The organism is Streptomyces sp. NPDC041135 (assembly GCF_055592085.1).
On record NZ_JBVIYZ010000006.1, the window covers coordinates 410951 to 437304 of the forward strand.

The following is a 26354-nucleotide window of genomic DNA, read 5'->3' on the forward strand; positions in this document are numbered from 1 at the left end:
AACGGTCCGGGCGCTCCCCACAACCATCGGTTGTGTACCCGTATGCTGCACCGGTGGACACCGAGGCAGTGCGTACGTTCGTCCGGGCGGCGGAGCTGGGGCAGTTGCGGCACGCGGCCGACGAGCTGGGCGTGACCCAGCAGGCGGTCTCCAAGCGGATCGCCGCGCTGGAGCGGGAGCTGGCGGCGCGCCTGTTCACCCGTACCGCCCGCGGGGTGGAGCTGACGCTCGACGGGCAGGCCTTCCTGCCGCACGCCCGCACCATCGTCGCGGGTGCCGACCGGGCCGTCAGCGCGGTCAGGCCGGGCTCGCGGGCGCTGCGGATCGACGTCCTGGGGCTGCGCAGCGCGCAGGCGGTCCTGCTGCACGAGTACTGGCGTTCGCGTCCCGGGACCGACCTCGACGTGGTGACGCTCAGGGTCGACGACCCGCGGGTGACGGCCGCCGCCGTGCGCGCGGGCGACGTCGACGCCGCGTTCCGCACGGTCACCGACCCGGCCGCGCTGCCGCCCGAGGTGCGGATGGTCCACGCCTTCGACTCCGCGCTGGAACTCCTCGTCGGCCCCCGCCACCCGCTCGCCTCCGCGCGCACGGTCACACCGGCGCAGCTGCGCGGGCTGCGGATCTGGGTGCCGGGCATCGCGCCCCGCAGCGAGTGGGCGGAGTTCTACGACCAGCTCACCACCGCCTTCGACCTCCGCGTCGACGCGGCGGGCCCGAACTTCGGCAACGAGGTGCTGCTGGACACCCTCGCGGACTCCGGCGACGTGGCCACGCTGGTCGGCGCGCGCGACCGGTACCTCTGGCCGGCCGGCCACGACCTGCGCCGCATCCCGATCGCGGGCCCGGTGCTCGCCTATCCGCTGTCGCTGATGTTCCGCCGGACGAATCCGCACCCGGGACTGCGGGCGGTCGTCGACCACTTCGCGAGCCTGGCCCCGCTGCCCGGACCCGTCTGGCGCCCCTCCTGGGCACTGCCGCGGAGCCGCGACACCGGCGACACCGCGCCCGCCCCGCACTGACACCCCCCGGCCTCACGGATGCATCCGCGCCCCCTTCACCACCCTGTCCACCCCGTTGCGCGGCCCGTACACCGCGAGCCCCACCAGGTCCAGGTCGGCCGTGGGCACCGCCCGCACCGCGGCCCGGTTGTCGCGGTCGTTGCCGGTGGCGAAGAGGCCGGCGGTGAACAGGGCGACGGGCAGGGAGCGGGACAGGGCCCGGGTGTGGGCGGCCGCGAGGACCTCCTTGGTGGCCTCGAAGACCAGCACGGGCTGGCGGAACATCGGCAGGTAGGCCACGCCGTCCGCGTCCTCGTACGGCTCCCCGATCACCTCGGGGAGCCGGGTGCCCAGGCCGCTGACCAGAAAGGACGTGACGTTGAGCCGCTGCCAGGGCTCCAGGTCCGCGCGCAGCAGGACAGCGATCTTGGTGTCGAAGCGGACCGGCTCGGCGGACGGCTCGACGGACGACTCGGTGGACGGTTCCCTCGACGGCTCCCTGGACGGCTCGGTGGGTGGCGCGACGGGGCGCTTGACGGATGACTCGACGGCCGGAGTGCTCATGGGATGAGACTGCCGACCGGCGCCCCGCGGCGTCTTGTACGTTCTTTGCATGGCCGCACAGCGGGAGGTCTCCGCCTGGCGCCCGCGCATCCCGGGCGTCGTGGAGGTCTTCCACGCCCGCTTCACCGAGTACGCCTACCCGATGCACGTCCACGACGCCTGGACGGTGCTCATCGTGGACGACGGGGCGGTCCGCTACGACCTGGAGCGGCACGCGCACGGCACCCCGCACGACACCGTCTCCCTGCTGCCGCCGCACGTCCCGCACAACGGCTCGCCGGCCACCCCGCACGGCTTCCGCAAGCGGGTGCTGTACCTGGACGCCACCCACCTCGGCGAGGACCTGATCGGCCCCGCGGTGGACGGGCCGGATCTGCGGGACCCGGTGCTGCGGCGGCGGGTCGGGCAGTTGCACGGCGCGCTCGGGCGGGCCGGCGACGAGTTGGAGGCCGCGGGCAGGCTGGCGCTCCTCGCGGAGCGGCTGCGGGCGCACCTGGCGCCCCGGGCCGCTGCCGCGCCGCCCCGGCGTGATCCCGCGCTCGCCCGCGGCCTGCGCGAGCTGCTGGACGCGCGGGTCGTGGAGGGCGTGTCGCTGGAGGAGGCCGCGCGGCTGCTGCACGCCCATCCGGCGCACCTGGTCCGGGCGTTCGGCGCGGCCTACGGCATCGCACCGCACCAGTACCTGATGTCGCGCCGTGTCGGCCGCGCCCGCCGGCTGCTGCTGGCGGGGCGGGCGCCGGGCGAGGTGGCCGCGGCGACCGGGTTCTACGACCAGGCCCATCTCACCCGGCACTTCCGCAGGCTGGTGGGCGTGCCGCCGGGCCGCTACCGCGGCGGCGCGCGCTGAGCGCCGTACGGCCGCGTCGACGGTGTTCCGGGTCAGTCGGAGGGGCGCTGGGTGAGGTGGGCGAAGGCGTCCAGGTTGCGGGTGGACTCGCCGCGGGACACCCGCCAGGCGTACTCCTTGCGGATCGCGGCGGCGAAGCCCAGCTCCAGCAGGGTGTTGAAGCTGCCGTCCGCCGCTTCCAGGACCTGGCCGAGGATGCGGTCGACCTCGTCGGGGGTGACGGCGGGCAGCGGCAGCCGGGCGGTGACGTAGACGTCGCCGAGGTGGTCGACGGCGTAACTGACGCCGTACAGCTTGAGGTTGCGCTCCAGCAGCCAGCGGTGGACGGCCGGCTCGTTCTCGTCCGGGTGGCGGATGACGAAGGCGTTGAGGGAGAGGGAGTGCCGGCCCACCCGGAAGGAGACGGTGGTGGACAGCTTCCGGGTGCCGGGGAGCTTGACGACGTAGGTGCCCGGCTCGGGGCTCTCCCACTCCAGCTCGGCGTCCGTGAAGACGTCCTCCAGGACCTGTGCGGCACCCTTCTGCGCGTCAGCCATGGTGGGAGCGTACGCGACGGCGGTGGGACTGGGTCGCGGCGGTGTAGACGTCGGCGGTGGCGGCGGCCGCGGTGTCCCAGCCGAAGCACCCGGCGTGCCGGGCGGCGGCGGCGCCCATGCGGTCCGCGAGCGACGGTTCGTCGGCGAACCGGCGCAGCACACGCGCGTAGTCGGCCGGGTCGTGGCCCTGGACGAGGAATCCGGTGGCGCCGTCCCGTACGGCGACGGGGAGTCCGCCGACCGCGGCGGCGAGCACCGGTGTGCCGGCCGCCTGCGCCTCTATGGCGACCAGCCCGAAGGACTCGCTGTAGGACGGCATGACGAGCACGGAGGCGGCCCGGAACCAGTCGGCGAGCTGCTCCTGGCCGACCGGCGGGCGGAAGCGGACCACGTCGGCTATGCCGAGCCGGGCGGCCAGCTTCTGAAGGCCCTCCGGTCTGGCGAGGCCGCTGCCGCTGGGGCCGCCGACGACGGGTACGACGATGCGGGAGCGCAGCTCGGGACGCTGGTCCAGCAGGACGGCGACGGCGCGCAGCAGGATGTCCGGGGCCTTCAGGGGCTGGATGCGGCCCGCGAACAGCGGGATCAGGGCGTCCGGCGGCAGGCCGAGGCGGGCGCGGGCGGCGGCGCGGCCGTCGGCGGGGCGGAAGCGTTCGAGGTTCACGCCGGGGTGGACGACGGCGACCTTGCCGGGGGCGGCGGCGTAGTGCCGCATCAGTTCCTCGCGTTCCTCGGCGGTGTTGGCGACGAGCCGGTCGGCGGCGGTGACGATCTGGGTCTCGCCGATGACGCGGGCGGCGGGCTCGGGGGTGTCGCCGGCGGCCAGGCTGGCGTTCTTGACCTTGGCCATGGTGTGCATGGCGTGCACCAGGGGCACGCCCCAGCGCTGGGCGGCGAGCCAGCCGACGTGGCCGGAGAGCCAGTAGTGGGAGTGCACGAGGTCGTAGTAGCCGGGGCGGTGGCCGGCCCAGGCCTGCATCACGCCGTGCGTGAAGGCGCAGAGCTGGGCGGGCAGGTCCTCCTTGGCGAGGCCTTCGTAGGGGCCGGCGTCGACGTGCCGGACGAGCACGCCGGGCGCCAGGTCGACGGCGGGCGGCAGGCCGCCGGCGGTGGCCCGGGTGAAGATCTCGACCTCGATGTCGAGGGCGGCGAGGCGCTGCGCCAGCTCGACGATGTAGACGTTCATACCGCCGGCGTCGCCGGTGCCGGGCTGGTGCAGCGGTGAGGTGTGCACGGAGAGCATGGCGACCCGGCGGGGCCTGCGGTGCAGTCGCAGCCGGGCGGCGGCGGCCGGGGAGCGGCGCCCGAGCCTGCCGGCGTACTGGCTCACGGGGCGGTCCTCCTTGCTGCGGCGGGACGGGCTGCGGGACGTGCTGCGGGCAGGCCGGCCGGAGGACGTGCCCGCGCCCTCCTGGGGATGCAACAGCGGGCGGGGCGTCTCCATTTCCCGATCAGGGGGCTTTGCCGAATCATTACTCACGGTCGCTCAACCGTTCGACAGTGGGCCGCGTGGCCGTGGGCGGTTCCCGGGCCGTGGCGGGTACCCGCTTACCCTCGTAGGCATGACAGCCCGCGCCACCCGCCCCGTGGGAACGGTGACCCGCGGGACGACCAACCCCAACCGCCTGCGCCGCATGGACCGCTGGATCGCGGCCGTGCACGGCGCGGAGCTGCGCCGCTCGCCGGACCCGCTCGCGGTCGACCTCGGCTACGGCGCCGCCCCCTGGACCGCGGTCGAACTGCTCGGCCGGCTGCGCGCCGCGGCCCCCCGCACCCGCGTCATGGGCGTCGAGATCGATCCGGCGCGGGTCGCCGCGGCCCGGCCGTACGAGCGGGACGGGCTGGTCTTCCGGCACGGCGGCTTCGAGATCCCCGGCCCCGGGCGCCCGCTGCTGATCCGGGCCGCGAACGTGCTGCGGCAGTACGACGAGGCCGAGGTCGCCGGGGTGTGGCAGCGGCTGTGCGCGCGGCTCGCGCCGGCCGGGGGCACCTCGCGCGGCGGGCTGCTGGTCGAGGGGACCTGCGACGAGATCGGGCGGCGGCACGTGTGGGTGGCACTGGGCCCCGAGGGGCCGCGCACGGTCACCTTCGCCACCCGGCTGGGCTCGCTGGAGCGGCCGTCGGACCTCGCCGAGCGGCTGCCCAAGGCGCTCATCCACCGCAACGTCCCCGGCGAGCCGGTGCACGCCTTCCTGCGCGACTTCGACCGCGCCTGGTCCGCCGCCGCGCCCTACGCCTCCTACGGCGCCCGCCAGCGCTTCGTCCGCGCGGTGCGGGACCTGACGGCCGACTGGCCGGTGACGGACTCGGCGGCGCGCTGGCGGCAGGGCGAAGTGACGCTGGCCTGGCAGGCGTTGGCGCCCCGCGACTGACCGGCCGGCCCCCGCCCTCCGCACGGGCGTGACCTGCGGGGAACTCTCCGGACGAGTCGTACGTCACACAGGCGGGGAGATCGGCATGACCGGGGCGGGAGGGCGGGAAGGCATCGCCAGGGCGGCGGGCGCGGGCAGTTGACGCACCGGGCGGCAGGGGCCGCGCACCGCCTCTGTCACTTTGCGGCGCGGCATGGCACGATCCCCTCACGAACCTAAGTTACTGACGGTAAATCAGGTGGGGGGACCGTATGGGAACGGGCAAGCGCGGCCTGCTGACGGCGGCCGTGACCGTGGTCTGCGCGGTGACCGTGCTGGCCGTACCCGGCACGGCGTTCGCGGCGGCGCCGGCTCCGACACCGGCTCCGGCCTCCTCCGGTGCCCCGGCCACCGCGTCCCCCGCCCCCACCGCGGCCCCGGTTCCCGCGCCCGACAAGGAGCTGGAGGCGGTCCGCGAGAGGCTCGACGCGCTCTACCACGACGCGGCCGTGGCCACGGAGTCCTACAACGCGGCCGAGGAGAAGGCGCGCGAGCAGAACGCCGAGATCGTCGCGCTGGCCAGGAAGATCGTCCGGGGCCAGCGGAAGCTGGACCGGCTGACGGACCGGGCGGGCGCGGCGGCCCGCGCCCAGTACCGCAGCGGCGGCCTGCCGCCCACCGCGCGGCTGATGCTGAGCGACGACCCCGCGCAGTTCCTCGACGGGGCCGGGCGGGTGCTGGAGAGCCAGCACGCCGCCAAGGGCCTGATGGGTGAAATGACCCGCACCCAGGCCGACTTGAAGCAGTACGCCGCCGACGCCTCGGCCCAGTGGGCGAAGCTGGAGGCGAACCGCAAGGCCAAGGCCGCGGCCAGGAAGCGGATCAAGCGGCGGATCGCGGCGGCCGAGCTGCTCGAGGGCCGGCTGGAGAAGAAGGAGAAGGAGCGCCTCGCCGCGCTGGAACGGCAGGCCGCGCAGCGCGCGCAGACCGCCTGGCTGGGCACCGGCATCCTCGACGGGACCGGCGGCAAGGCCTCCGCGCAGGGCAGGAAGGCGGTCGAGTTCGCCACCCGGCAGCTGGGCAAGCCGTACGTGTGGGGCGCGGAGGGCCCGGACGCCTACGACTGCTCGGGCCTGACCTCCGAGGCCTGGGCCGACGCGGGCCACCCCGTGCCGCGCACCTCGCAGGAGCAGTGGAAGCGGCTGCCGCACGTCGCCGTCACGGACATGCGCCCCGGTGACCTGGTCATCTACTTCGCCGACGCCAGTCATGTCGCGATGTACGTCGGGGGCGGCAAAATCATCCACGCCCCCCGTCCCGGCCGGACGGTGACGGTGGCGGGGGCGGGCACGATGCCGATCCTCGGAGTGGTCCGGCCGGACGCGTGAGCTGCCTCATGTGACCCAGTCCACGCCCAACCGGCCGGTAAACGGGGGGTGGACGTGAGCTTCGTCATCCCCGCAGGCCGGGCGCGGTGTCCAACTGCGGTACGGAACGCGGCATATGACGGTGGTCTGCGGCGGAGCGACGGGGCTCACACCATTCCGCTGCGGTGGCCGGTACCGCTAGGGTCCCCAGTCGGGTGGGTCGAGATCCCTCGCCCCGCCATGCCCTCGGGGGGAGGGAAGGAACCCACACGATGCCCGTACCCGTACCGCGGCAGAGAGCGATCCCGGCCGCGGAGAGTGGTCAGGCGCAGGCCGCGTCCGCAGTCGGCGGCCCCCTCAAGGAAGAGGCCCACCGCACCGAGGCCGTCGCGCTCCAGCACACCGGCGGCGCGACCGGCACCACGCTCACCCTGCTGCTGATCGAGAACGACCCGGCGGGCTCGCCGATCGTGCCCGAGCTGCTGGACTCCACCGGCAAGCCGGTCCGCGTCCGTACCGCCCGCAACCTCACCGAGGCCGAGCGGCTGCTCACCGACGACGTCCACTGCATCCTGCTGGACCTGGCGCTGCCGGCGCCGGGCCGGGCCGCCGCGAGCGCGGACGGCGGCGCCGTGGACGCCGACGAGCTGGCCGTGCTCAGGCACGTGCTGGAGCTGGCGCCCCGGCACGCCGTCCTGGCGCTGACCGCGTCCGGGGACGCCGAGCGCGGCGCCGAGGCCGTGCGCGTGGGCGCCCAGGACTACCTCTTCCGCGACGAGCTGGACAGCCGGCTGCTCAGCCGCGCCATCCGCTACGCCGTCGAGCGCAAGCGCTCCGAGACCGCCGAGCGCAAGCTCGCCGAGGGCCGGCTGCGCGCGCAGGAGAACCGGCGCCTCGAGCGGGGCCTGCTGCCCACGCCGCTGCTGGAGGGCTCCTCGCTGCGGTTCGCCGCCCGCTACCGACCGGGCCGCTCGCGCGCCCTGCTCGGCGGCGACTTCTACGACACCGTGCGCACGCCCGACGGCACCGTGCACGCCATGATCGGCGACGTCTGCGGCCACGGTCCGGACGAGGCCGCGCTCGGCGTGGAGCTGCGCATCGCCTGGCGGGCGCTGACGCTGGCCGGGCTGTGCGGCGACGAGCTGCTCAGCACGCTCCAGGAGGTGCTGGAGCACGAGCGCGGCGACGAGGAGATCTTCGCGACGCTGTGCACGGTCGACATCGCCCCCGACGGCCGCCGCGCCGGTCTGTGCCTGGCCGGTCACCCGGCCCCGCTGATCGCCCGCCCGGGCCGCCCCGCGAGCCTGCTGCCGTACGACAACAACGGCCCCGCCCTCGGTCTGCTGCCCGGCGCCCGCTGGCCGCGGATGCAGGTGGAGCTGGGTGCCGAGTGGAGCCTGATGCTCTACACCGACGGCCTGATCGAGGGCCGGGTCGGCTCGGGCGGGGAGCGCCTGGGCCAGGACGGCATGGTGGAGATGGTCCGCCGCCAGCTCGCGCAGGGACTGCGCGGCGAGGATCTGCTGCGGTCCGCGGTCAACGAGGTCCGCGACCTCAACGGCGGCGAGCTGACGGACGACGTGGCGGTGGTCCTGCTGGACCGGGTGCCGTAGGGCTGCCTGGACCGGGTGCCTCAGGGCCGTAGGGCCTGCTGCGGTCCCGGGCCGCCCGGGGTCAGCGGCCGCCGTTGTACGGCCCGTACGGGCCGTCGCTGCTGCTGCCGCGGCGGCGGCCCCAGCCGCTGCCGCCGGAGACCTGCTTCAGGGCGGGGCGCACGTCCACCAGGTAGACGATGCTCGCGACCACGCCGGCGATCGGCAGGACGGACAGCAGCGAGAACAGGTAGCTCACGACGAGCGCGATGCCGAGGATGATCAGCCAGAACACCTTGTTCTGCTTGTCGGCCGCGCGGAAGGCGTCCTCGCGCCGGAACGCCGCGTCGAACAGCCCGAACGCGGCGAGTGCCATGAGGATGATCTTCAAGATCCCCAGGAACCCCGCGAAGCCCAACATCAGCATGCTGCCCACCGCCCGTTGTCACCCGATTCCTACGCGGCCACCGTACCCGCAGAACGGGCCGGGCACCCCAGAGGTGCCCGGCCCGGCTCCGCGCCGAGCGCGGCGGCCGCCCTACTTGGTGGTGGGGGTGGTCGGCGTGCTCTTCCTGGGGGTGGTCTTGCGGGCCACCGGCGGCTTCTTGTCCGCGGACTGCGGAGTGGCGGCCTCGGCGGGCGTCACGACGGGCTTCGGACCGTCGCCCGGCTGGGGCGAATCGGCCTTGCCCTCGACGGCGATCGCCAGTTCCTCGATCTCCTCGGCGGCCTCGCCGCGCCAGGTCTTCACGGCCTGCTCGCCGTGCTCGGCGACCTTCTCGTAGGTCTCCCGGGCCTTGACCGCGTACTCGGCGGCGACGCCGACGCCGCGCAGGGCGAGGTCCTGGGCGGACTCGCCGAGCTTCTTCAGGTCGCCGTCGAGGCTGCCCAGGAACCCGGTGACCTTGGTGACCTGGGACTGGACGGTCTCCTGCGCCTCCTTGGCGCGGGCGGCGGCCCGCTCCTGGACGACCTTGGGGTCGGTGTTGCGCACCGCCTCGATACGGGCCGGGGCCTCGGCGCGCAGCTGCTCGACCAGGCCGGGCACCTTCTTGGCCTGCTGGAGGGCGAGGTCGGCGGTGCCGGCGGCGAAGTAGAGCGGGGTCGGGTCGCTGAGGGTCTTGCGCAGATCGTCGGTGATGGCCATGGTGACGGTCCTTCCGGAATTCACGTTCGGCTGAGGGTTTTGGGTGATCCGCGGCGCTGCGGCGTGCGTCCGGTACGGCTAGCCGGCCGTCCGCCGCGGACCGGCGTCGCTGTCGTCCCCGGGGTCGGTGGCACCGGTGCCGCCCCGGCTGTCTCTCGCGCCGTCCAGGTCGACGGGCAGGTCACCGGCCGCCGCGGTGTCGGCGGTGACGATGGTGTCCGTGGTGTCCGCGGTGCCGGAGCCGTCCCCGGCGCCCGCGAATCCGTTCTCTTTCCTGAACGACTCGTAGATCTGGAGCAGCACCTGCTTCTGCCGCTCGTCGAGCGTGGGGTCGCCGAGGATGACCGCGCGGGTCGCACCGTCCCGCGAACGCTCGTCCCCGCCCCGCTCGGCGTCGAGGATGCCGGCGCGCACGTACAGCGTCTCGGCGGAGATCCGCAGCGCCTTGGCGACCTGCTGGAGCACCTCCGCGCTCGGCTTGCGCAGCCCGCGCTCGATCTGGCTCAGGTACGGATTGGACACCCCGGCGGCGTCGGCGAGCTGCCTGAGCGACAGCTGCGCGGTGCGCCGCTGCTCACGCAGGTACTCGCCGAGGTTGCCGACGTTGAGCGATGCCATGCCTCCAGCGTGCCCCACCCCCGCTAACAATTGCAAGCACCTGCTTGCAAAAGTGCGCCACACCACGCTTTCGGCGCAGCGGGCTCACTCCCCGGCGCCCGGCCGGGCCGCCGCGGTCAGGGTGTGGGGCAGGAGCGGGGGCGTGGGGTGGCGGGCGGGGAGGCCCAGGAAGGCGGTGGCGGCCGCCAGGGTCATCGCGTACGAGTCCACCGCGCGGCGGACGTTGGGGGCGTCCAGGCTCGCCCCGGTGACCAGGCGGTCGAGGTCGACGTAGGCGGAGCGCACGATCTCGGTGCCCCGGTACACGCGCCAGTCCCGGCGCCAGTGCCGGGTGTGCTCGGCGGGCAGCCGGCGCTCCCAGCGGCGGAACATGCGGTCGCGGATCTCCGGGCGGGTCGGGGTCAGGTGCATGTGCCGGACCAGGTCGTACAGCGGGTCGCCGACCAGGGCCATCTCCCAGTCGATGAGGGTCAGGGCGAGCCGGTCGTCGCGGCGGACCAGGTTCCAGGGGTTGAGGTCGCCGTGCAGCAGGGCGGGCGCCCGCGCGCTCACCTCGTGCCGGGCGAGGATCTCGCGCAGCCGGGGGGCGTCGGGCAGGCCGAGGAAGCGGGCCAGCCGCTGCGACCCCCGGGGCAGACCGGCGACCAGGGCCACCAGCTGGGCGCTGAGCCAGCCGTGGAAGCCGAGTTCGCCGGCGACCGGGTCGACCTGGATGTGGTCGACCTCGGTCAGCGCGGCCAGCTGGTCGACGAGCCCGTCCGCCTCGTGCGGCCGCAGCCCGTCGACCGGGTGCTCGGGCCGGCGCCCGGTGTCGCGCGGCCCCTCGTAGGTGTGGATGGCGAAGCGGTCCCCGGAGTAGGTCCCGATGCCGGTTGGGTCCTTGGAGTGGCTCTCGCCCAGCACCAGGACCCGGGGCGCGGCCACCGCCGCCCGGGACCGCTCGATCGCCCGGAGCACGGCGTGCTCGCTGAGGAAGCTGGGTTCGCGCCGGCAGAAGCCCGCCACCTGGCGGCGGATCACCACGGGGAAGCCGGTGCGCGGCACCCAGATCACCGAGTTGAGGTGCGCGGTGCCCCTGAAGACCCGGCCGGCCGGGGCGGCGCCCTCCAGGAACAGCGCGTCGCACACGGCCGAGTGGGGGAAGCCGGGATGCTCGGGCAGGCGCCGGTCCGGCTTCCAGCCGATGGCCCGGGGCACCGGTCCGCGCCGCCGGTCCGCGCCGCCCGCCCGCGCGGAGGCCCGCCAGCGGAACAGCACCCGCTGCACCTCCCCGGCCCGCGGCACCTGCCCGAGGCCCAGCGGCCGGGCGGCCGACTCCAGCGCGCCGTGCACGGCCGCGGTCGCCTCGTCCAGGCCCTGCTGGTCGAAGGAGTCCTCCAGCGCCTGGGCGGCCCGCATCACCTCGGGGAACACGGACTGCGCCCGCTCGAAGGCCAGGTAGTGCTCCAGGTCCTTGCCGACGCCGCTGACGGCCGCCGGACGCAGCCGTCCCACGGCCTCCGTCCAGGCCCGTACGACCGCGTCGCGCTGGTGGTCGGGGTAGCGCATCCGCAGCAGGTGGACGGCGAGGTCGTGCAGCGGGTCGCCGTAGCCGGCCAGTTCCCAGCCGGCGCAGTGCGGTGGCGCCCCGGGGTCGTACGTGATGACCAGGTTGTCGCGGCGCAGGTCGCCGTGGAGGAGCCCGTAGGGGCGCCGGGCCATGGCCGGTACGCGGTCGGCGAAGCGCAGCAGGGCGTCCTCGGGCACGCCGAGCGCCGTGAACAGGCCGCCGTAGTGCGCCCAGTTGGCGCGGCGGACCTGGCTGTCGGCGAGCCGGGCCAGGGTGCGCAGGAAGCCCTGGGAGTCGGTGTGGTTGCGGGGCCAGACGGGCGGCAGCGGCGGCAGCGCGCCGGCCCGGACCTGGGCGATGCGGGCGAGCAGGTCCGTGAGCGCCGTCAGCAGCCCCTCGTCGACCGGGGCGCCGTCCGGGCGGAGGCCGGAGAGCGGGACGCCGTCCGCCCGGGTGTGGACGGCGAAGCCGTCGCCCTCGGCGAGGCACTCGGGCACGTCCGGCAGGACGGCCCCGACGGCGCGCAGGACGTCCGCCTCGCGCGGCCAGGTCCGTACCGTCACCGGCGGCACGTCGGCGCGCCGCATCCGGACGGTGACCACGGTGCCCGGCTCCCGGCCGGTCAGCCGGGCCATGGGCTCGGTCAGCGGCAGCACGTAGGCGCGGTCGTGAGCAGGGCCGCTCGGCTGCCCGGTCCGCACGGCGCGGGCGAGGAAGGCGGCGAGGACGGCCGGCTGCCGGGCCGCGGCGGGTGCCCGGGGCGTGGCACGGGGGACGGACGGTGCGCCCACTGGCCGCTCCGGGGATCGATCGCGCGGACGTCGGAAGGAAACGGTAGGGCCGCGTGATGGCCGGCACGACCTGGGGCGCGGTCGAGTAGCCCGACGGGTGGTCCGCCACTGCGCCGCACGAGGCCGGGAAGGGCCTGCCGGGGCGGGCGCGTTCGCCGGTGCCCCGGGCTCGGACCCGAGCGGTCGCTCGGACGATTCGCGGCATGCTAGCGCACGGCGGCCCCTCGCCGGGCCCGGTCACCGGCGCGGCGCGCCCAGGGCCTGTCGTTCGGATCAGGTCGGCTGAGCGGAACTGCGCCTTTCGCGCGACGCCGACATGATCCGAACGAAAGACCCTAGGCCCGCAGCGTCAGCAGCAGGGGCTCCAGGCTCTGTACGACGTGCCGGGCGCCCAGCTCGCGCAGCTGCCGCTCCCGGTCGTCGCCGCGGGCGTAGCCCAGGAAAGGGACGCCGGCCCGCCGGGCCGCGGCCAGGTCCGTGCCGGCGTCGCCGATCATCAGGGCCGAGCCGGGGTCGGTGCCGAGGGCGTTCAGGGCGCGGGTCAGGCAGTGCGGGTCGGGCTTGAGGCGGCGCAGGTCCTGGGTGCGGCCGTAGACGTGGGGGTCGAAGCAGCCGGTGAGGCCGCGGCCGCCGAGGTAGGCGCGGACCACCTTGGCCGAGTTGTTGGTGGTGACGGCCAGGCGGGCGCCTACCGCGCTCCAGGTGCGGATCAGCGGGTCGGCCCAGGCGGTGGGCAGCGCGGAGGCGGCGGCCCGCAGTTCCTCGTGGGTGAGACGTTCCTCCAGCTCGGCGACGAGGTCGCTGCCGGGGCGCCGGCGGTCCACGGCGCGCAGGACGACCTGTGGGTCCGGGGAGTCCCGTTCGGTGTCGGTGAGCAGGCCGTGCAGCCCCTGGTCGGCCAGCCACTCCACCAGCTCGAGGGCCACCTTCTCCGCCCGGTGCCGGGCGAACAGCCGGCAGATCGGCCCGTCGAAGTCCCACAGCACGACCCGGGCCCGTGCGATCAGTTCCCCTAGCGTCTCTGAAGTCACTAGGAGAGTGTCAGGTCCGTCGTGATGGTTTCCCAGAGGGCGTCGAACCACTTCTGCGACTGCTCCACGAACGCGGCCTCGCGCTGACCGGCCCGTTTCTCGAAGGAGAACAGCAGCGACTCGGAGCCGACGGTGTCGTACATCTCCAGGGTGCCGGTCTCCGTGGGCTCCTCGCGGCGGGAGATCATGTAGTACGCGAACAGCGCCTCGGCCCCGTTGAGCAGGTAGAGCTTGGCCGGCGGGGTGAAGGGCAGGGCGCGGAAGGTGACGTGGACGTCGATGTCGTGGGTGGCGCGCAGCGCCTGGAGGTTGTAGCGCAGGACCTGGCCCTGGGCGTTGCGCATCTCCAGCCAGCGCTGGTGCACGGGGTCGTCGTCGCCCCGGGCGTCCACCGAGACCGGGAAGGCGAGGTTGATGTCCCGGGACGGCAGCAGGATGCGGACGTCGACGCGGTCGGGGCGGACGCGCCCCTCGTGGATGAGGCGCAGCGGCTCGCCGAGGGCGGGGATCAGGCTCTGCGCGGTCAGGCAGGCGGCGTCGATGCGCACGTGCGGGGCGGTGAAGGCGTCGGTCAGGCGGGGGGCGAGGCCGACCATGGTGGGCTGGGGTTCGTCGTGGGCGGCCGGCGGGCCGGCGATGCGCGGGGGGCTGCCCTTGCTGACGTGGCTGAGCAGGCCGTCGTCGGCGAGTGCCCGCAGGGCCTGGCGCACGGTGCCGCGCTCGACGCCGAAGCGTTCCGCCAGCTCGGCCTGGGTGGGCAGGCGCTCTCCCGCCTTCAGGTCGCCGGCGCGGATGCGCTCGCGCAGGGTGCCGGCGATCTCCTGGGCCGTGAGCTTTCTGCCGCCGTTCACTGCCACCTTCTCCTGGGTCACGGCCAAACGCTACAACTCTGTTCCATCTGGCGGCAGTTGTGGGGAAGTTGTTTGTAAGCAGGCACCAACTGTGCGCAACTCGCGGACAGCTGGTCGCCAACTCCGCCGAGTCGTGAGCGGTTTCGGTTCCCTGCCGGGCGCGGGCCGCGAGTCCGGGGCCTACGGGCCGAGCACCAGTTCCGAACTGATCGTCTCCCACAGCGCGTCGAACCACAGGCGCGACTGCTCCACGAACACGGTGTCGCGCAGCCCGGCACCGCGCTCGAAGGCGAACAGCATCGACCGCGTGCCCTCGGCGTCGTAGAGGGCGAGGTGCTCGTGGTCGAAGTCCCGTTCCCGGCGGCTGAGCGTGTAGTAGGCGAACAGCGCCTCCGCCCGGTTGAGCAGGTAGAGCTTGACCGGCGGGGTGAAGGGCAGGGCGCGGAAGGTGACGTGCACGTCGATGCCGTGGGTGGCGCGCAGGGCGAGCAGGTTGTGCCGCAGCACCTGGCCCTGGGCGTTGCGCTGGGCCAGCCAGCGGCGTTGCAGCAGGCCCCCGTCGTCGGTGCCGGCCGGCGCCGGGAAGGCGAGGTCGATGTCCCGGGACGGCAGCAGCACCCGGACGTCGATCTTGGCCGGTTCCAGCCGCCCGGCGTGGATCTGGCGCAGCGGCTCCCCGATGGCCAGCGTGAGCGAGACGGAGGTCAGGCAGAGGGCGTCGATCTCGACGTGCGGGGCGGCGAAGGCGGCCGCGATGCGCGGGGCGAGGGCCACCGTGGTGGGCTGCGGCGGGGCCGCCGGCCCGGTCGCCGTGCGCGGCGGGCCCTGGTCCGGGGCCACTGTGGCGGGGCTGCCCCGCGATACGCCGGTGAGCAGCCGCTCGGCGTGCAGGATGCGCAGCGCCTCCCGTACGGCGGCGCGTTCGACGCCGAACTCGTCGGCGAGCTTGGCCTGGGTGGGCATGCGCTGACCCGGTCGCAGCGCGCCCGACCTGATGCGGGCGCGCAATGCGTCGGCCACCTCGTGGTGTGACGCGGGTGGCCGCTGCGGCCTCTTCCGCCCACTGGCGGAGGCGTGTTCCGGGTCCACGGTCGCACCGTACAACTTCTCGCCAAGTTGCGGCAGTTCACCGAAAGGTGGTTATGAGCCGCTTCCGGGCGGAGATAAGGACAGTGAAGTTGGTAGCCAACTTCACGGAACATGGTCGAACTTCCCAGTGGTTGGCCGACCGGGCCCCCTTCCGGAGGGGAGCCGGGTGCCCGGAGCGGGGACGGCCACCGGAGCGCACAGCCACAACAGAACACCGACAACTGAACACGGACACCGCACAGTCACAACTGAACACGCTCGACACAGCGCAACGGCGCGACACAACTGAACAGCTCGCTACGGATGACGAGCAGCACGGCCGCCGGCAGGAAGGAGCCGTCAGAAGATGTCCGGGCACCACGGTCGCCCGGACGTGCGCAGCAGGGCGTCGGCCAGCCGGGCGGCGCCCGCTCGTTCTTCCCGGACCAGGCCGGCGGCCACCAGCCGGGCCACGCTCTCGTCACCGAGCCACAGCCTGGACAGCTCACCCGCCCCGAGGACCAGCCCGGCGCTCTCGGTGGTCGGCGTGCAGGACGCGCCGGCCGGGGACGCCTCCAGCCGGAACCGCCCGCCGGTGAGCCCCTCCGGGTCCACGACCTCCAGCACCACCGATCCCGTCCCCTCGTACGTCCGCGCCTCCAGCGCCCGTACGACGTCCAGGACGCGCACCCACAGCCAGTCGGACTGGGTGGTGACGCGGGCCGCCCGCGGGTCCGGCAGGAAGAAGGGCAGCAGGTCGTCCGGTCCGCGCCGGCCGGTGCGGACCTTGGTGATCCAGTCGATCGAGCACAGGTACTGCCACAGGGCGCGCTCGGCGGCCGGGGTGGCGGCGATCAGCCCCTTCACGGTGGCGGTCTGCTCCGGCTGCATGCCCTGCCAGGTGTCGTCGGACACGTACGACGCCAGGCCCTCGACCTCACCGGACGGCGAGCGGTAGACGGCGTAGAAGGGCTCGGTCCACTCGTCGTACAGGCGCACGGCGCCGGTGTGGCTGTCCCACCACGACTCGCCGCGGCTGAGCAGGCCGGGCCGGGTCGGGCGCACCCGCTCGTAGAGTTCGGGGCCGAGCTTGCGGACGTCCGCGCCCTCCACCAGGTCGATCCGGCCGCCGTCGCGCGGCCCGGACCAGCGCGGGTCCAGTCCGGCGCGGGGCACCTCGACGGTCCACTCGGTCGCCGAGGTGGCCGGGCCGAAGCCGTAGCGGCCGTAGATCGGGTACTCGGCGGCGATGAGCGTGGCCACGACGTCGCCGCGCTCCCGGGCTGCCGCGAGGTCCTGGCGCATCATGCGGCTGAGCAGGCCCCGGCGGCGGTGGGTCGGGGTGACGGTGACGCTGGTGACGGCGTTCGCGGGGACGGCGGCGCCGCCGACCGCGGTGACCTCCTGGGCGAAGGAGCGGTAGGTCGCCACACAGCGGTCGCCGTCGTAGGCCCCGAGGCAGCGGTCCGGGTCGTGGAACAGCCGGCGGCGCACCTCCAGCCGCTCGGGGCTCATCACCGGCTCGTGCAGGAATCCGGTGTTGAGGGCGCGCTGCCAGTCTTCGAAGCCGGCTTCGGTCACGGGTCGTACGTCGGTCATGGGGTCACGGTAGGCGGGCGGCGCGGGGGGTGTCGCGCCTATTTCGCCCGGCCCGCCCGGGCCCCGAAAGCCGGGACCCGGCGGTCCGTCACGTCAGCAGGTCGTCCACCTGCGCCTCGCCGTCCCGGTAGCGGCGGGCGATCTCCCCGCCGCACTCGTCGGCGATGTGCTGGAGCCGCTGGCGGCGCCCGGAGACCTCCTGCTCGTAGCCGGTCAGCCGGCCCATCGCGGTGCCGAGTTCGGCGTCGGTGCGGGCCTGGAGGTCGGACAGCTCCACCTGGGCGAGCATGTCGGCGGCCAGTCGCCGGTTCTCCTCGCTGTGCGGGGTGCCCAGGGTGACGTGGCGGGCGGAGGAGCGGTGCCGGGCGGGTGCGTCGGTGAGGATCTCCGGGAGCCGGTCGACCACGGAGGCGAGCCCGTGGGTGTGCCCGGTGGCGCCCTCGGGGGTGGGCACGGACGGCGCCGGGCCGCGCCGGGCCAGTTCCGCGCGCAGGATGTCGATGCGGCCCTGGAGCAGCCGGCGCACATAGCTGAGGTCCGCCTCGTCGCGCTGGGCGTCGCGGCGCAGGGTGCGCAGCTCGGGCAGGCTCAGCCGCCCCAGGTCGGGCTCGGGCGCGGGCGGCCCCAGCCGGGCCGGTGCGGGTCCGGGCGGGTCGTCGGCGGGCGGTGACGGGCTGTCGCTGCGCTGGGTGGGCGGCCGGCGTGTGCCCAGCCGCCCCTCGGTACTCGGTGTGCTCATGTGCCTCAACCGTCCCTCGACCGGCGTGTGGTTGCATCGTGCCACCCAGCGTGGCCGCTATGTGACCGAGTGCCCCTGAACGGCCCCGGATGGCCGCTTAGGCGTACGAATGAGCCGCCTATGAGGGCGGCCGGGCCGTTCGGCATGATGGTCCGCATGCGTGCGGTGGTGCAGAGGGTGGACGGCGCGAGCGTCGTCGTGGACGGCGAGACGGTGGGCGCGATCGAGGGCGAGGGCCTGTGCGTCCTGGTCGGCGTGACCCACGAGGACACCAAGGAGAAGGCGGCCCAGCTGGCCCGCAAGCTCTGGACGGTGCGGATGCTGCACGACGAGACGTCGTGCAGCGACAACGGCGCCCCGCTGCTCGTGATCAGCCAGTTCACGCTGTACGGCGACGCCCGCAAGGGCCGCCGCCCCACCTGGAACGCGGCCGCGCCCGGCGACGTGGCCGAACCGCTCGTCGACGAGGTGGTCGCCCAGCTGCGCGCGCTGGGCGCGACGGTGGCGACGGGCCGCTTCGGCGCGCAGATGCGCGTCTCGCTGACGAACGACGGCCCGTTCACCGTCCTGCTGGAGATCTGAGCGGCCGCCGGGCCCGGGCCTACGGCCTACGGCTCGGGGGCCTGCGGCCTACGGCTCGACGATGCTCTCCTGGGCCGCCGCCGTGTCGCCCGCGATCAGCCGCGCGTCGACCGGCACGGTGCGCTTGACCAGGGCCAGCGCGACCGGGCCCAGCTCGTGGTGGCGTGCGGAGGTCGTGATGAAGCCGATCTTGCGCCCGTCCGGGTCCTCGTCCGCCAGCCGGATCTCCGTGCCGTGCGGCGGCAGGAAGACGTCGCTGCCGTCGAGGTGGAGGAAGACCAGGCGGCGCGGCGGCTTGCCCAGGTTCTGCACCCGGGCGACGGTCTCCTGCCCCCGGTAGCAGCCCTTCTGGAGGTGCACGGCCGTGCCGATCCAGCCCAGCTCGTGCGGGATGGTGCGGTGGTCGGTCTCGAAGCCGAGGCGGGGGCGGTGCCGCTCGACCCGCAGCGCCTCGTGGGCGAGGAGCCCGGCGGCCGGCCCTGCCTGCGCGGCGTAGGCCTCGAGGCCGGCCCGGGGCAGGAACAGGTCGCGGCCGTAGGGGGTCTCGCGGACGACGGCGCCCTCGGGGGCCTCGGCGATCGAACCGGCCGGCAGGTGCACCACCGCGATGTCGGCGGTGCGGTCGGCGACCTCGACGCGGTAGAAGAACTTCATCGACTCCAGGTAGCCGAGCAGCGCCTCCTGGGTGCCGGGCTCGACGTGGGCCCAGACGGTCGTCCCGTCGTCGACGAGGTACAGCGCGTGCTCGATGTGGCCGTTCGCGGAGAGGATCAGCGCCTCGGTGGCCTCGCCGGCGGGCAGTTCGCTGACGTGCTGGGTGAGCAGCAGGTGCAGCCAGCTCAGCCGGTCCTCGCCGGTGACGGTGAGGACGCCGCGGTGGGAGAGGTCGACGAAGCCGGTGCCGTCGGCGAGGGCACGCTGCTCGCGGAACAGGTCGCCGTAGTGGGCGGCGACGCCTTCGTCCACGCCCTCGGCGGGAACGGCGCCGGGCAGGGACAGCAGAGGGCTCTTCATACCGGTAAGCCTACGACGTGGTACTTGAACCCTTGAGCGAGCAGTCCGCGCAGCGGCCGAAGATCGCGAAGTGCTTCATGTCGGTGTCGAACCCGAACGTCTCGCGCAGCTTGGCCGTGAAGTCGGCGGCCACCGAGACGTCCGCCTCGATGACGTTCTGGCAGTCGCGGCACACCAGGTGCAGATGGTGGTGGCGGTCGGCGAGGTGGTAGGTCGGCGCGCCGTGCCCGAGGTGGGCGTGGCTGACCAGGTCCAGCTCCTCCAGCAGCTCCAGCGTCCGGTAGACGGTGGAGATGTTCACCCCGGACGCCGTCTTGCGCACCTCGGCGAGGATCGCGTCGGGGGTCGCGTGCTCCAGGGTGTCCACGGCTTCGAGCACGAGCTGCCGCTGCGGCGTCAGCCGGTAGCCGCGCTGCCTGAGGTCACTCTTCCAGTCGGTGCTCACCACACGGGAAGTCTAGGGCCTCCCGTCCGGATCACGCCGGGCTCGCGGACCCGGCCCGGCCCGGACGGGAGGAACCGCGCCTCCCGGCCGGCCGGGGCCCGTGCCACGCGGCCTGCCGCGCGAGGCGGCCTACTTGAAGAAGGCGATGCCGTCGTCCGGCAGGTCGTCCGGGAGGGCCTTGGCCCAGCGCTCGACCTCCTCGGGGGTGACGACCTTCTTCAGGTGGGCCGACATGTAGGGGCGCAGCTCGACCTCGGGGGTCTGCTTCTCGCCGACCCACATCAGGTCGCTCTTGACGTAGCCGTACAGACGCTTGCCGCCGGTGTAGGGGTGGGCGTCCGCGGTGCGGGCCACGGCGTCGGTGACCAGGTCGATCTGGGGCTTCTTGTCGGCCATCTCGCCGTACCAGACCTCGACGGTGCCGTCGTCGCGGGTCATCGTGACGGTGACCTTGCGGGCGCCGTCGATCCGCCAGTAGCCGGACTCGGACTCCAGCGGCCGCACCTTGTTGCCGTCGTTGTCCAGCACCCAGGTGTGGGAGCGGTACTCCAGGAAGTCCCGGCCGTCGTGGGTGAAGCTGACCTCCTGGCCGAAGTTGCACTTCTGCGAGCCGGGGAAGTCGTGCACGCCCGCGCCGGCCCAGTCGCCGAGCAGGAAGGCGAGTGGAACCAGGTCCTTGTGCAGGTCGGACGGGATCTCGATCATGAGGTGGACGTTCCTTGGTGAGGGATCAGCGCTGGCCCTGGTACAGCTTCTTCACGGTCAGCCCGGCGAAGGCGAGGACGCCGACGCAGACCAGGACCAGCAGGGTTTCGAAGAAGATCTCCACGGGGTGCTCCTCGGATGAGCGTGCTGCGGTTACGTACACAGGACCGGGCCCCAGCTTACGCGGCCGGGGCCCGGCTCTCCCTGTGAGGTGGGCCCTCGCGGGCGTCAGCCCAGCAGCTGGTGCTGGAGCACCACCGTCTGCTGGAACGGCACCGCCCGCGCACCGCCCTTGCGGGACTGCACGACGAGGCCGATCACGTCACCGGAGATCAGGTAGGCCTGCCGGACCTGCTCGGCGCCGTACGGCCGGGGTTCGGCGTACGGGAAGGCCATGGTGTGCCCGGACTGGGCCTTCTCGGGGAACGCCTCGTCCAGGTGGGACACGGGGGCGCCGCGCAGGACGTACGGGGGCTCGTCGTAGCCGGAGAAGTACCGCTGCTGGACGTCGCCGGCGGTCAGGCCGGTGTCGAACTGGAGCAGGTAGATCCGGGTCCGGGTGCCGTCCGGCATGGTCCAGCCGCGTGCGGCGATGTGCCGCAGGCCGCTGTCGCGGAACACTCCGGCGAGTGTGCCGCGGTCCTGCCCGGAGGCGTACTGGGCGAGGAAGGCGGCGGTCTTCACCCATCCGTGGTCCCCGGCGAGCGCCTTGTCGGCCGTGGCGCCCGCGGGGGCCGGGAGCACCAGCTTGCGCAGGTCGGCGTAGTGGGCATTGGCCACGTTGGCGTCGGCGAAGGGGCCGGGGCGGCCGGCGGGCAGCGGCGGCTGCTCGATGCGCGGGTAGTCCCAGCGCCCGTCCGTGCGGGTGGCGAGGCCGGGGACGTCGGTGCGCTCCATCCCCGTGATGCCGTAGGCCGTGGCCGCGCCGACCGCCGCGAACACCACGGCGGCCGTCGTCCAGCGCAGGACGGCGCGCAGCACCCGGCGGTCCTTGGGGGCGGGAGGGGGCTCGGCAACCGTCACCTCCGCGGGCGGCACCAGGGTGGGTGTCTGCTGCTCGGTCATACGGCCTTCCCCGGGTCCTTGATGCGGTCGAGCTGCTGGCCGATGAACGTGGCCACGGCGTTGGTGTTGAGCGGGTGCGTGCCGGAGACGTCGGCGTTGAACAGCACCTCGCCCTCGCTCGCGGCGCAGAACATGCGGTCGAGCTTCTCCCCGTCGGCCTTGGGCGTCAGGAAGCACGCGGCGCTCTTGTGGCCCTTGAACTTCGGGCCCGCGCGGAAGACCTTCAGGCCGGCGAAGAAGCCGTTCTGCGTGGCCGCGAGGGTGCGGACGGAGTCGCGGTCCGCCATGCGCACCAGCTCGAAGGCGACGGTGGTGGCCTTGTCGCCGTCGTAACCGTGCATGTCGATGGTGGAGTAACTGCGCATCGCTAGGCCGGTGATGTGCTGCTTGTCGATCACCTTCTCCAGCCGGCGCCGGGTGGCGGGCGGGAAGCCGAAGCCGTCGACCGACTGCTTGCGCAGGGCGGTGGCCTGGCGGCCGCTCAGCTGGGCGTCGGCACCGAACTCGCCGATGTCCGGCCCGCGTTCGAACCCGCGGTCGGCGTACGGCATCAGCAGCCCGGCCAGTCCGGTGGCCTCGGGTGCCGGCGCGGTCGCCGCCTCGTTCTTGGCGAACTTCCAGTGCGGCGCGCCCGGGTCGCGGTCGGCGCCCTCGACGCTCACCACGGTGAAGCCGACCCCGGCGACCACGGCGGCGGCCAGCAGGCCCGAACCGGCGATCGCGGCCGTCCGGCCTGCGCTCCTGCGGGTCCCGGTCACAGGCGGGCCGCCTGTCGCTTCGCCAGGTCCATGATCTTCTCCTTGGGGATCGGCCGGGTGTCGGTGATCCAGACCTCCATGACGAGGTCGCCGCGCGACGCTGTGGCCTCGGCCTTGTACTGCGGCAGGTAGCCGGGCTCGGTGTCGGGCCTGCTGTGCACGTATGCCTTGCCGTTGCCGGTGCCGGGCACCGTCCAGCCGGCGCTGCCGGTGTTCTTCTCCGCCCAGTACTCCTGGTTCTCCACCCGGTCGGCGGCGGCCAGCGTGGTCTCCTGGCGGTACTGCACGAGCCGGATCTCGACCCGGTACGTGCTTCCGACGTGCCAGGTCGTGACGGCGGCGCGGCGGAACTCGTCGTCGATCTCGTCACCGAAGGCGTCGTCCGCGCGGTCGAACGTCTCCGCGTAGTCGGCGAGGTCCATCCAGCCGTCGGGGCCGGCGCTGGACTCGGCCCCCCGGGCCCCCTTCGGCCGCTTCAGCAGCAGCTTGCGCAGGTCGCCGTCGGTCTTCACCCGGCGGTCCCGCGCGGCCGTCAGGGGTGCGACGTACCCCTTGGCCTGCGGCACGACGGGCTGCGACAGCGGGGGCAGCGCGGCGGGCTCGCGGTCAGCCTGCACGAGGTACCCGGCGCAGGTGCCGGCGACCAGGCCGAGCACGGCAGCACCGGCGACGAGCAGCGGGGTGCGCAGCCGGGAGCGCGGCCGCACGGCGGGCCGATCCCCCGCCCCGGGCGTGTCCCCCGCTTCGGGTGTGTCCCCGGCCTCGGGCATGTCCCGCTGCTCGGGTATGTCCGGGTCTTCGGGTCTCTCCGGTACTTCCACGTCTTCCAAGTCGGGCCTCACAGAACGGGAATCGCGGCTTCCGTCGGCCGCGCCGCAAAGGAGACTCATGGCCTGGGCACACAGTTGTGGCGGAGATGGTCACGGTTCGGACTACGCTGCGGGCATGGCGAAGAAGCTCGTGATCAAGGTGACGGCGGGGGCCGACGCCCCCGAACGCTGCTCGCAGGCGTTCACGGTCGCGGCGGTGGCCGTGGCGAGCGGGGTCGAGGTCTCCCTGTGGCTGACCGGCGAGTCCGCGTGGTTCGCGCTGCCGGGCCGGGCCGCCGAGTTCGAGCTGCCGCACGCCGCCCCGCTGCCGGACCTGCTGGAGTCGGTCCTCGCGGGCGGCGGCGTCACCCTGTGCACCCAGTGCGCGGCCCGCCGGGACATCACGGAGCGGGACGTCATCGAGGGCGTACGGATCGCCGGGGCGCAGGTCTTCGTCCAGGAGGCACTGGCGGACGGGGCACAGGCACTCGTCTACTGAGCCGCGGCGGCTTCCGGGGCCCGCGCGTCACCTGCGTCTGCGGCCGTCCAGCTCGTCCCACCACTCGTCGGACTTCGGATCGCCGGAGGGGTCGTCCCACCAGCGGTCCTCGGGGCCGCGCCGGTTGGCGATCATCGCGGCGACCGGCGGGATGACCATGGCCACCACACACATCCCGACCGCCGCCGGGACCGACCAGATGCGGACGACTCCCCACGCCAGGACGAAGAGCGTGAGGCACGTCCCCATCATGGCGAAGTACACGTGGCGCCGGCGTGCGTACATGCCTCCAGGGTAGGACGGGCCGCGCCCGTCGGACCCGGTGCGGCGGCGGGGACCGGGTACGGCGAAGGGCCGCACCCCAGGCGTCCAACCCGGGGGGTGCGGCCCTCGCTGCGGTGCCGGACCTCAGACCGCGATCGCGACCTCGGCGAGGCCGCCCTGCTGGGCGACGACCGTGCGGTCGGCGGTGGCGCCGGGGATCAGCGCCCGGACGGTCCAGGTGCCCTCGGCCGCGTAGAACCGGAACTGTCCGGTGGCGGAGGTGGGGACCTCCGCGGTGAACTCGCCGGTCGAGTCCAGCAGGCGGACGTATCCGACCACCGGCTCGCCGTCGCGGGTCACCTGGCCCTGGATCGTGGTCTCACCGGGCTTGATCGCCGAGGCGTCCGGGCCGCCGGCCTTCGCTCCGCACATGTCGTTCTCCTGAGGGGTCGTCGTCTGACCGGAACCGGTCGGGTTACTTGTTGGCGCCCAGCTCGATCGGCACGCCGACCAGGGAGCCGTACTCGGTCCAGGAACCGTCGTAGTTCTTGACGTTCTCGACGCCGAGCAGCTCGTGCAGGACGAACCAGGTCAGGGCCGAGCGCTCACCGATGCGGCAGTAGGCGATGGTGTCCTTGGCGAGGTCCACGCTCTCCGCGGTGTACAGCTCCTTCAGCTCCTCGTCGGACTTGAAGGTGCCGTCGTCGTTGGCGTTCTTCGACCACGGGATGTTGCGCGCGCTCGGCACGTGGCCGGGGCGCTGCGACTGCTCCTGCGGCAGGTGGGCCGGGGCGAGCAGCTTGCCGGAGAACTCGTCGGGCGAGCGCACGTCGACCAGGTTCTGCGCGCCGATGGCGGCGACCACGTCGTCGCGGAAGGCGCGGATCGAGGTGTCCTGCGGCTTGGCCTTGTACTCCGTGCGGGCGCGCTCGGGGACGTCGGTGCCGTCGACCAGCTCGCGGGCGTCCAGCTCCCACTTCTTGCGGCCGCCGTCGAGGAGCTTGACGTTGTCGTGGCCGTAGAGCTTGAAGTACCAGTAGGCGTAGGACGCGAACCAGTTGTTGTTGCCGCCGTAGAGGACCACGGTGTGGTCGTTGGAGATGCCCTTCTCCGACAGGAGCTTCTCGAAGCCCTCCTGGTCGACGAAGTCGCGGCGGACCGGGTCCTGGAGGTCCTTGGTCCAGTCGATGCGGATCGCGTTCTTGATGTGGTTCTTCTCGTAGGCGGACGTGTCCTCGTCCACCTCGACGATGGCGATGGTCGGGTCGTCCAGGTGCTCCTGGAGCCAGTCGGCGTCGACCAGGACGTCGCTGCGGCTCATGCTCTTTCCTCCGGGGCAGATACGGCGGGGCGTGCGAAGTGAGAGGGTGCGCGGCCGGGTGCGGACGGCGCACGGAAGCCCTGGGAAGGGCGGCGGGAATACGGAAGGCAGACTTCCGCTCAGAAGGTGCGACAGAGCATGGCGGCGACGCGGCACAGGTCTACTGCCCGCCGCTTCGTGAGATCCGCCTGTCGCTTCATACCGCTGATCGTAGGGACGCACGGCGGCCCATGTCACCGGCGTGTCGGATGCTGAGATGCGATCGTCCGCGATGCGAGATGAATTCACTCGAACGAGTGACGACCGGGGGTCTGGACGGCCGAGCCGGACGGTGCGGCTCGGCTGCGGACACCGCCGTCTCGCCCCTCGGACGGCAGCCTGCCCGTCCGGCGCGGCGGGTCGCCCGCCCGCCGCGCCGCCCGGCCCCGGCCGTCCTTCCCGCCCTACCCGGCGAGCTTGACGTGCGAACCCTTCACGGTGAACTCGACGCCGTCGTGCCCGGCCTGCACCTTGTCCAGCTCGATGTCCCCGGGCAGCCGGTCGATGATCTGCTGGAAGTCGGTGATCTCGCGGACCCGGTTCTCGGCGAGGTCGAGACCGCCGAACACGGGCAGCGTGTCCGCGCGCACGGCGACCTTGTCGCCCCGCACGGCGACCGTGCACAGGACGGGCACGGTCCTGTCGAAGCCGAGGGCGGGGATCTTCGCCTCCACCGCCATCTTGATCTTGCCGTTGCCGCCGTCCGAGAGACCGGTGACGCGGGCGGTGACGCCCAGGCCGATGTCCGTCGGCTCCGACTTCACGGTCTTCATCAGCTCGGCGTAGGGGATCGTGCCGGTGCCGGTGGCGGTGGCCGCGGTGGCGGAGCTGTAGTCGCCGGAGAAGTCGACGTCCCGCAGGTCGGCGCGCAGGTCGTCGATGCGGATCGTGCCGTTCTCGGTGCCCGTGGCCGCCTGGTAGCTGTCCATGCCGACCACCACCTCGTCCAGCGAGCCGCCCGCGACCTGGGTGAGGAACGGGAAGCCCTTGATGTCCACGTCCGGGGTGGCCGACAGGTTCTGCGTCGTGCGCAGCCGGTCCGCGGCCTCGCTCTCGGCGAAGTGGACGGCGACCCGGTCCGCGACGACGAAGAGCACGCCGAAGATCACGACGAGGATCAGCAGTATTCGCAGGGCGCGCATGGTGGGGGTCCCCCGGGTCGGCGGTCGGCGGCGGTCGGTCACTCGGTCCGGCTACGCCAC

At 73.6% G+C, this 26354-nt stretch carries 30 protein-coding genes; 7 read left to right on the forward strand and 23 right to left on the reverse strand.

Annotated features, from left to right (window positions below; genetic code table 11):
- The first annotated feature begins 53 nt into the window (after nucleotides 1–53).
- Nucleotides 54–1022, forward strand: coding sequence for a LysR family transcriptional regulator (locus ACZ6CZ_RS17660; RefSeq protein ID WP_469021419.1), 969 nt, complete (start codon nucleotides 54–56; stop codon nucleotides 1020–1022).
- Nucleotides 1023–1034: 12 nt separating this feature from the next.
- Here ACZ6CZ_RS17660 and ACZ6CZ_RS17665 read toward each other — a convergent pair whose 3' ends face one another.
- Nucleotides 1035–1565 carry a DUF2000 family protein gene (locus ACZ6CZ_RS17665; protein WP_469021422.1) on the reverse strand — a complete coding sequence of 177 codons (531 nt, stop codon included), beginning with the start codon at nucleotides 1563–1565 and terminating at the stop codon, nucleotides 1035–1037.
- 49 nt (nucleotides 1566–1614) lie between these two features.
- On the opposite strand from ACZ6CZ_RS17665, the gene ACZ6CZ_RS17670 reads away from it, so the two are divergent.
- Nucleotides 1615–2412: a helix-turn-helix transcriptional regulator gene (locus ACZ6CZ_RS17670; protein ID WP_469021425.1), complete on the forward strand. Its 798-nt coding sequence runs from the start codon at nucleotides 1615–1617 to the stop codon at nucleotides 2410–2412.
- A gap of 32 nt (nucleotides 2413–2444) precedes the next feature.
- Here ACZ6CZ_RS17670 and ACZ6CZ_RS17675 read toward each other — a convergent pair whose 3' ends face one another.
- Both ACZ6CZ_RS17675 and mshA read right to left on the reverse strand, forming a co-directional pair.
- Entirely contained in the window at nucleotides 2445–2948 is a 504-nt protein-coding gene (locus ACZ6CZ_RS17675; RefSeq protein ID WP_469021428.1) for a type III secretion system chaperone family protein, read from the reverse strand.
- Nucleotides 2941–4278, reverse strand: a complete 1338-nt coding sequence (gene mshA / locus ACZ6CZ_RS17680) for a D-inositol-3-phosphate glycosyltransferase (protein WP_469021432.1) — start codon at nucleotides 4276–4278, stop codon at nucleotides 2941–2943. Before mshA ends, ACZ6CZ_RS17675 begins: the two co-directional genes overlap by 8 nt.
- 232 nt (nucleotides 4279–4510) lie before the next feature.
- Between mshA and ACZ6CZ_RS17685 the strand changes: the two genes are divergently transcribed.
- The 3 genes from ACZ6CZ_RS17685 to ACZ6CZ_RS17695 all read left to right on the forward strand — a co-directional run bounded on the left by ACZ6CZ_RS17685 (nucleotide 4511) and on the right by ACZ6CZ_RS17695 (nucleotide 8279).
- The gene (locus ACZ6CZ_RS17685) at nucleotides 4511–5320 is read left to right on the forward strand and encodes a class I SAM-dependent methyltransferase (RefSeq protein ID WP_469021434.1); all 810 of its coding nucleotides are present in this window, start codon (nucleotides 4511–4513) and stop codon (nucleotides 5318–5320) included.
- Between the two features lie 251 nt (nucleotides 5321–5571).
- Nucleotides 5572–6687 (forward strand): C40 family peptidase, encoded by a 1116-nt coding sequence (locus ACZ6CZ_RS17690; protein ID WP_469021437.1) that lies wholly within the window; start codon nucleotides 5572–5574, stop codon nucleotides 6685–6687.
- Between the two features lie 251 nt (nucleotides 6688–6938).
- The gene (locus tag ACZ6CZ_RS17695; RefSeq protein ID WP_469021439.1) at nucleotides 6939–8279 is read left to right on the forward strand and encodes a PP2C family protein-serine/threonine phosphatase; all 1341 of its coding nucleotides are present in this window, start codon (nucleotides 6939–6941) and stop codon (nucleotides 8277–8279) included.
- 61 nt (nucleotides 8280–8340) lie between these two features.
- On the opposite strand, the gene ACZ6CZ_RS17700 is transcribed toward ACZ6CZ_RS17695, so the two are convergent.
- The 9 genes from ACZ6CZ_RS17700 to ACZ6CZ_RS17740 form a co-directional block, all read right to left on the reverse strand.
- Complete coding sequence (locus ACZ6CZ_RS17700) at nucleotides 8341–8685, reverse strand: DUF2516 family protein (protein WP_469021441.1); 345 nt, start codon at nucleotides 8683–8685, stop codon at nucleotides 8341–8343.
- Nucleotides 8686–8796: 111 nt separating this feature from the next.
- Nucleotides 8797–9405: a hypothetical protein gene (locus ACZ6CZ_RS17705; protein ID WP_469021444.1), complete on the reverse strand. Its 609-nt coding sequence runs from the start codon at nucleotides 9403–9405 to the stop codon at nucleotides 8797–8799.
- A 78-nt stretch (nucleotides 9406–9483) separates the two neighbouring features.
- Entirely contained in the window at nucleotides 9484–10023 is a 540-nt protein-coding gene (locus tag ACZ6CZ_RS17710) for a helix-turn-helix domain-containing protein (RefSeq protein WP_469021446.1), read from the reverse strand.
- A gap of 84 nt (nucleotides 10024–10107) precedes the next feature.
- On the reverse strand, nucleotides 10108–12363 hold the full coding sequence (locus ACZ6CZ_RS17715; RefSeq protein WP_469021448.1) for a phosphotransferase family protein: 2256 nt from the start codon (nucleotides 12361–12363) through the stop codon (nucleotides 10108–10110).
- A 335-nt stretch (nucleotides 12364–12698) separates the two neighbouring features.
- Nucleotides 12699–13394 carry an HAD family hydrolase gene (locus ACZ6CZ_RS17720; protein ID WP_469021451.1) on the reverse strand — a complete coding sequence of 232 codons (696 nt, stop codon included), beginning with the start codon at nucleotides 13392–13394 and terminating at the stop codon, nucleotides 12699–12701.
- Nucleotides 13394–14272: a winged helix-turn-helix domain-containing protein gene (locus ACZ6CZ_RS17725; protein ID WP_469021453.1), complete on the reverse strand. Its 879-nt coding sequence runs from the start codon at nucleotides 14270–14272 to the stop codon at nucleotides 13394–13396. The genes ACZ6CZ_RS17720 and ACZ6CZ_RS17725 overlap by 1 nt, the downstream gene beginning before the upstream one ends.
- 153 nt (nucleotides 14273–14425) lie before the next feature.
- Complete coding sequence (locus tag ACZ6CZ_RS17730; RefSeq protein ID WP_469021455.1) at nucleotides 14426–15334, reverse strand: GntR family transcriptional regulator; 909 nt, start codon at nucleotides 15332–15334, stop codon at nucleotides 14426–14428.
- 339 nt (nucleotides 15335–15673) lie between these two features.
- Nucleotides 15674–16912, reverse strand: a complete 1239-nt coding sequence (locus ACZ6CZ_RS17735) for a GNAT family N-acetyltransferase (protein ID WP_469021457.1) — start codon at nucleotides 16910–16912, stop codon at nucleotides 15674–15676.
- A gap of 88 nt (nucleotides 16913–17000) precedes the next feature.
- Nucleotides 17001–17651: an RsiG family protein gene (locus ACZ6CZ_RS17740; protein ID WP_469021460.1), complete on the reverse strand. Its 651-nt coding sequence runs from the start codon at nucleotides 17649–17651 to the stop codon at nucleotides 17001–17003.
- A gap of 156 nt (nucleotides 17652–17807) precedes the next feature.
- On the opposite strand from ACZ6CZ_RS17740, the gene dtd reads away from it, so the two are divergent.
- The gene (gene dtd / locus ACZ6CZ_RS17745; RefSeq protein ID WP_469021669.1) at nucleotides 17808–18233 is read left to right on the forward strand and encodes a D-aminoacyl-tRNA deacylase; all 426 of its coding nucleotides are present in this window, start codon (nucleotides 17808–17810) and stop codon (nucleotides 18231–18233) included.
- Between the two features lie 48 nt (nucleotides 18234–18281).
- Here the strand turns inward: dtd and ygfZ are convergent, their stop codons facing one another.
- The 6 genes from ygfZ to ACZ6CZ_RS17775 form a co-directional block, all read right to left on the reverse strand.
- Entirely contained in the window at nucleotides 18282–19247 is a 966-nt protein-coding gene (gene ygfZ / locus ACZ6CZ_RS17750; protein ID WP_469021464.1) for a CAF17-like 4Fe-4S cluster assembly/insertion protein YgfZ, read from the reverse strand.
- Nucleotides 19248–19257: 10 nt separating this feature from the next.
- Nucleotides 19258–19695, reverse strand: a complete 438-nt coding sequence (locus ACZ6CZ_RS17755) for a Fur family transcriptional regulator (protein WP_469021467.1) — start codon at nucleotides 19693–19695, stop codon at nucleotides 19258–19260.
- A 126-nt stretch (nucleotides 19696–19821) separates the two neighbouring features.
- Nucleotides 19822–20397 carry a heme-binding beta-barrel domain-containing protein gene (locus ACZ6CZ_RS17760; protein ID WP_469021469.1) on the reverse strand — a complete coding sequence of 192 codons (576 nt, stop codon included), beginning with the start codon at nucleotides 20395–20397 and terminating at the stop codon, nucleotides 19822–19824.
- A 228-nt stretch (nucleotides 20398–20625) separates the two neighbouring features.
- Nucleotides 20626–21462, reverse strand: coding sequence for a hypothetical protein (locus ACZ6CZ_RS17765; protein WP_469021471.1), 837 nt, complete (start codon nucleotides 21460–21462; stop codon nucleotides 20626–20628).
- Nucleotides 21459–22220 carry a hypothetical protein gene (locus ACZ6CZ_RS17770; protein WP_469021473.1) on the reverse strand — a complete coding sequence of 254 codons (762 nt, stop codon included), beginning with the start codon at nucleotides 22218–22220 and terminating at the stop codon, nucleotides 21459–21461. The genes ACZ6CZ_RS17765 and ACZ6CZ_RS17770 overlap by 4 nt, the downstream gene beginning before the upstream one ends.
- Nucleotides 22217–22990, reverse strand: coding sequence for a hypothetical protein (locus ACZ6CZ_RS17775; RefSeq protein ID WP_469021476.1), 774 nt, complete (start codon nucleotides 22988–22990; stop codon nucleotides 22217–22219). Before ACZ6CZ_RS17775 ends, ACZ6CZ_RS17770 begins: the two co-directional genes overlap by 4 nt.
- A gap of 175 nt (nucleotides 22991–23165) precedes the next feature.
- On the opposite strand from ACZ6CZ_RS17775, the gene ACZ6CZ_RS17780 reads away from it, so the two are divergent.
- Nucleotides 23166–23528 carry a DsrE family protein gene (locus ACZ6CZ_RS17780; protein WP_469021478.1) on the forward strand — a complete coding sequence of 121 codons (363 nt, stop codon included), beginning with the start codon at nucleotides 23166–23168 and terminating at the stop codon, nucleotides 23526–23528.
- A gap of 27 nt (nucleotides 23529–23555) precedes the next feature.
- Here the strand turns inward: ACZ6CZ_RS17780 and ACZ6CZ_RS17785 are convergent, their stop codons facing one another.
- From ACZ6CZ_RS17785 to ACZ6CZ_RS17805, 5 genes are all read right to left on the reverse strand, one after another.
- Nucleotides 23556–23813, reverse strand: a complete 258-nt coding sequence (locus ACZ6CZ_RS17785; protein WP_469021481.1) for a DUF3099 domain-containing protein — start codon at nucleotides 23811–23813, stop codon at nucleotides 23556–23558.
- Nucleotides 23814–23936: 123 nt separating this feature from the next.
- Nucleotides 23937–24224, reverse strand: a complete 288-nt coding sequence (locus ACZ6CZ_RS17790) for a DUF1416 domain-containing protein (RefSeq protein ID WP_469021483.1) — start codon at nucleotides 24222–24224, stop codon at nucleotides 23937–23939.
- Nucleotides 24225–24267: 43 nt separating this feature from the next.
- Complete coding sequence (locus tag ACZ6CZ_RS17795; RefSeq protein ID WP_469021486.1) at nucleotides 24268–25113, reverse strand: sulfurtransferase; 846 nt, start codon at nucleotides 25111–25113, stop codon at nucleotides 24268–24270.
- Between the two features lie 119 nt (nucleotides 25114–25232).
- Nucleotides 25233–25313, reverse strand: a complete 81-nt coding sequence (locus tag ACZ6CZ_RS17800; protein ID WP_350310325.1) for a putative leader peptide — start codon at nucleotides 25311–25313, stop codon at nucleotides 25233–25235.
- 243 nt (nucleotides 25314–25556) lie between these two features.
- Entirely contained in the window at nucleotides 25557–26294 is a 738-nt protein-coding gene (locus tag ACZ6CZ_RS17805) for an LmeA family phospholipid-binding protein (RefSeq protein WP_469021491.1), read from the reverse strand.
- Nucleotides 26295–26354 lie beyond the last annotated feature (60 nt).

Excerpts from the sequence above, each read along its gene's own strand:
- ACZ6CZ_RS17665 (WP_469021422.1), bottom strand. The coding sequence starts at position 1,565 with ATGAGCACTCCGGCCGTCGAGTCATCCGTCAAGCGCCCCGTCGCGCCA.
- ACZ6CZ_RS17670 (WP_469021425.1), top strand. The coding sequence starts at position 1,615 with ATGGCCGCACAGCGGGAGGTCTCCGCCTGGCGCCCGCGCATCCCGGGC.
- ACZ6CZ_RS17675 (WP_469021428.1), bottom strand. The coding sequence starts at position 2,948 with ATGGCTGACGCGCAGAAGGGTGCCGCACAGGTCCTGGAGGACGTCTTC.
- ACZ6CZ_RS17685 (WP_469021434.1), top strand. The coding sequence starts at position 4,511 with ATGACAGCCCGCGCCACCCGCCCCGTGGGAACGGTGACCCGCGGGACG.
- ACZ6CZ_RS17690 (WP_469021437.1), top strand. The coding sequence starts at position 5,572 with ATGGGAACGGGCAAGCGCGGCCTGCTGACGGCGGCCGTGACCGTGGTC.
- ACZ6CZ_RS17695 (WP_469021439.1), top strand. The coding sequence starts at position 6,939 with ATGCCCGTACCCGTACCGCGGCAGAGAGCGATCCCGGCCGCGGAGAGT.
- ACZ6CZ_RS17700 (WP_469021441.1), bottom strand. The coding sequence starts at position 8,685 with ATGCTGATGTTGGGCTTCGCGGGGTTCCTGGGGATCTTGAAGATCATC.
- ACZ6CZ_RS17705 (WP_469021444.1), bottom strand. The coding sequence starts at position 9,405 with ATGGCCATCACCGACGATCTGCGCAAGACCCTCAGCGACCCGACCCCG.
- ACZ6CZ_RS17710 (WP_469021446.1), bottom strand. The coding sequence starts at position 10,023 with ATGGCATCGCTCAACGTCGGCAACCTCGGCGAGTACCTGCGTGAGCAG.
- ACZ6CZ_RS17735 (WP_469021457.1), bottom strand. The coding sequence starts at position 16,912 with ATGACCGACGTACGACCCGTGACCGAAGCCGGCTTCGAAGACTGGCAG.
- ACZ6CZ_RS17740 (WP_469021460.1), bottom strand. The coding sequence starts at position 17,651 with ATGAGCACACCGAGTACCGAGGGGCGGCTGGGCACACGCCGGCCGCCC.
- dtd (WP_469021669.1), top strand. The coding sequence starts at position 17,808 with ATGCGTGCGGTGGTGCAGAGGGTGGACGGCGCGAGCGTCGTCGTGGAC.
- ygfZ (WP_469021464.1), bottom strand. The coding sequence starts at position 19,247 with ATGAAGAGCCCTCTGCTGTCCCTGCCCGGCGCCGTTCCCGCCGAGGGC.
- ACZ6CZ_RS17760 (WP_469021469.1), bottom strand. The coding sequence starts at position 20,397 with ATGATCGAGATCCCGTCCGACCTGCACAAGGACCTGGTTCCACTCGCC.
- ACZ6CZ_RS17765 (WP_469021471.1), bottom strand. The coding sequence starts at position 21,462 with ATGACCGAGCAGCAGACACCCACCCTGGTGCCGCCCGCGGAGGTGACG.
- ACZ6CZ_RS17775 (WP_469021476.1), bottom strand. The coding sequence starts at position 22,990 with ATGCCCGAGGCCGGGGACACACCCGAAGCGGGGGACACGCCCGGGGCG.
- ACZ6CZ_RS17780 (WP_469021478.1), top strand. The coding sequence starts at position 23,166 with ATGGCGAAGAAGCTCGTGATCAAGGTGACGGCGGGGGCCGACGCCCCC.
- ACZ6CZ_RS17785 (WP_469021481.1), bottom strand. The coding sequence starts at position 23,813 with ATGTACGCACGCCGGCGCCACGTGTACTTCGCCATGATGGGGACGTGC.
- ACZ6CZ_RS17790 (WP_469021483.1), bottom strand. The coding sequence starts at position 24,224 with ATGTGCGGAGCGAAGGCCGGCGGCCCGGACGCCTCGGCGATCAAGCCC.
- ACZ6CZ_RS17795 (WP_469021486.1), bottom strand. The coding sequence starts at position 25,113 with ATGAGCCGCAGCGACGTCCTGGTCGACGCCGACTGGCTCCAGGAGCAC.
- ACZ6CZ_RS17800 (WP_350310325.1), bottom strand. The coding sequence starts at position 25,313 with ATGAAGCGACAGGCGGATCTCACGAAGCGGCGGGCAGTAGACCTGTGC.
- ACZ6CZ_RS17805 (WP_469021491.1), bottom strand. The coding sequence starts at position 26,294 with ATGCGCGCCCTGCGAATACTGCTGATCCTCGTCGTGATCTTCGGCGTG.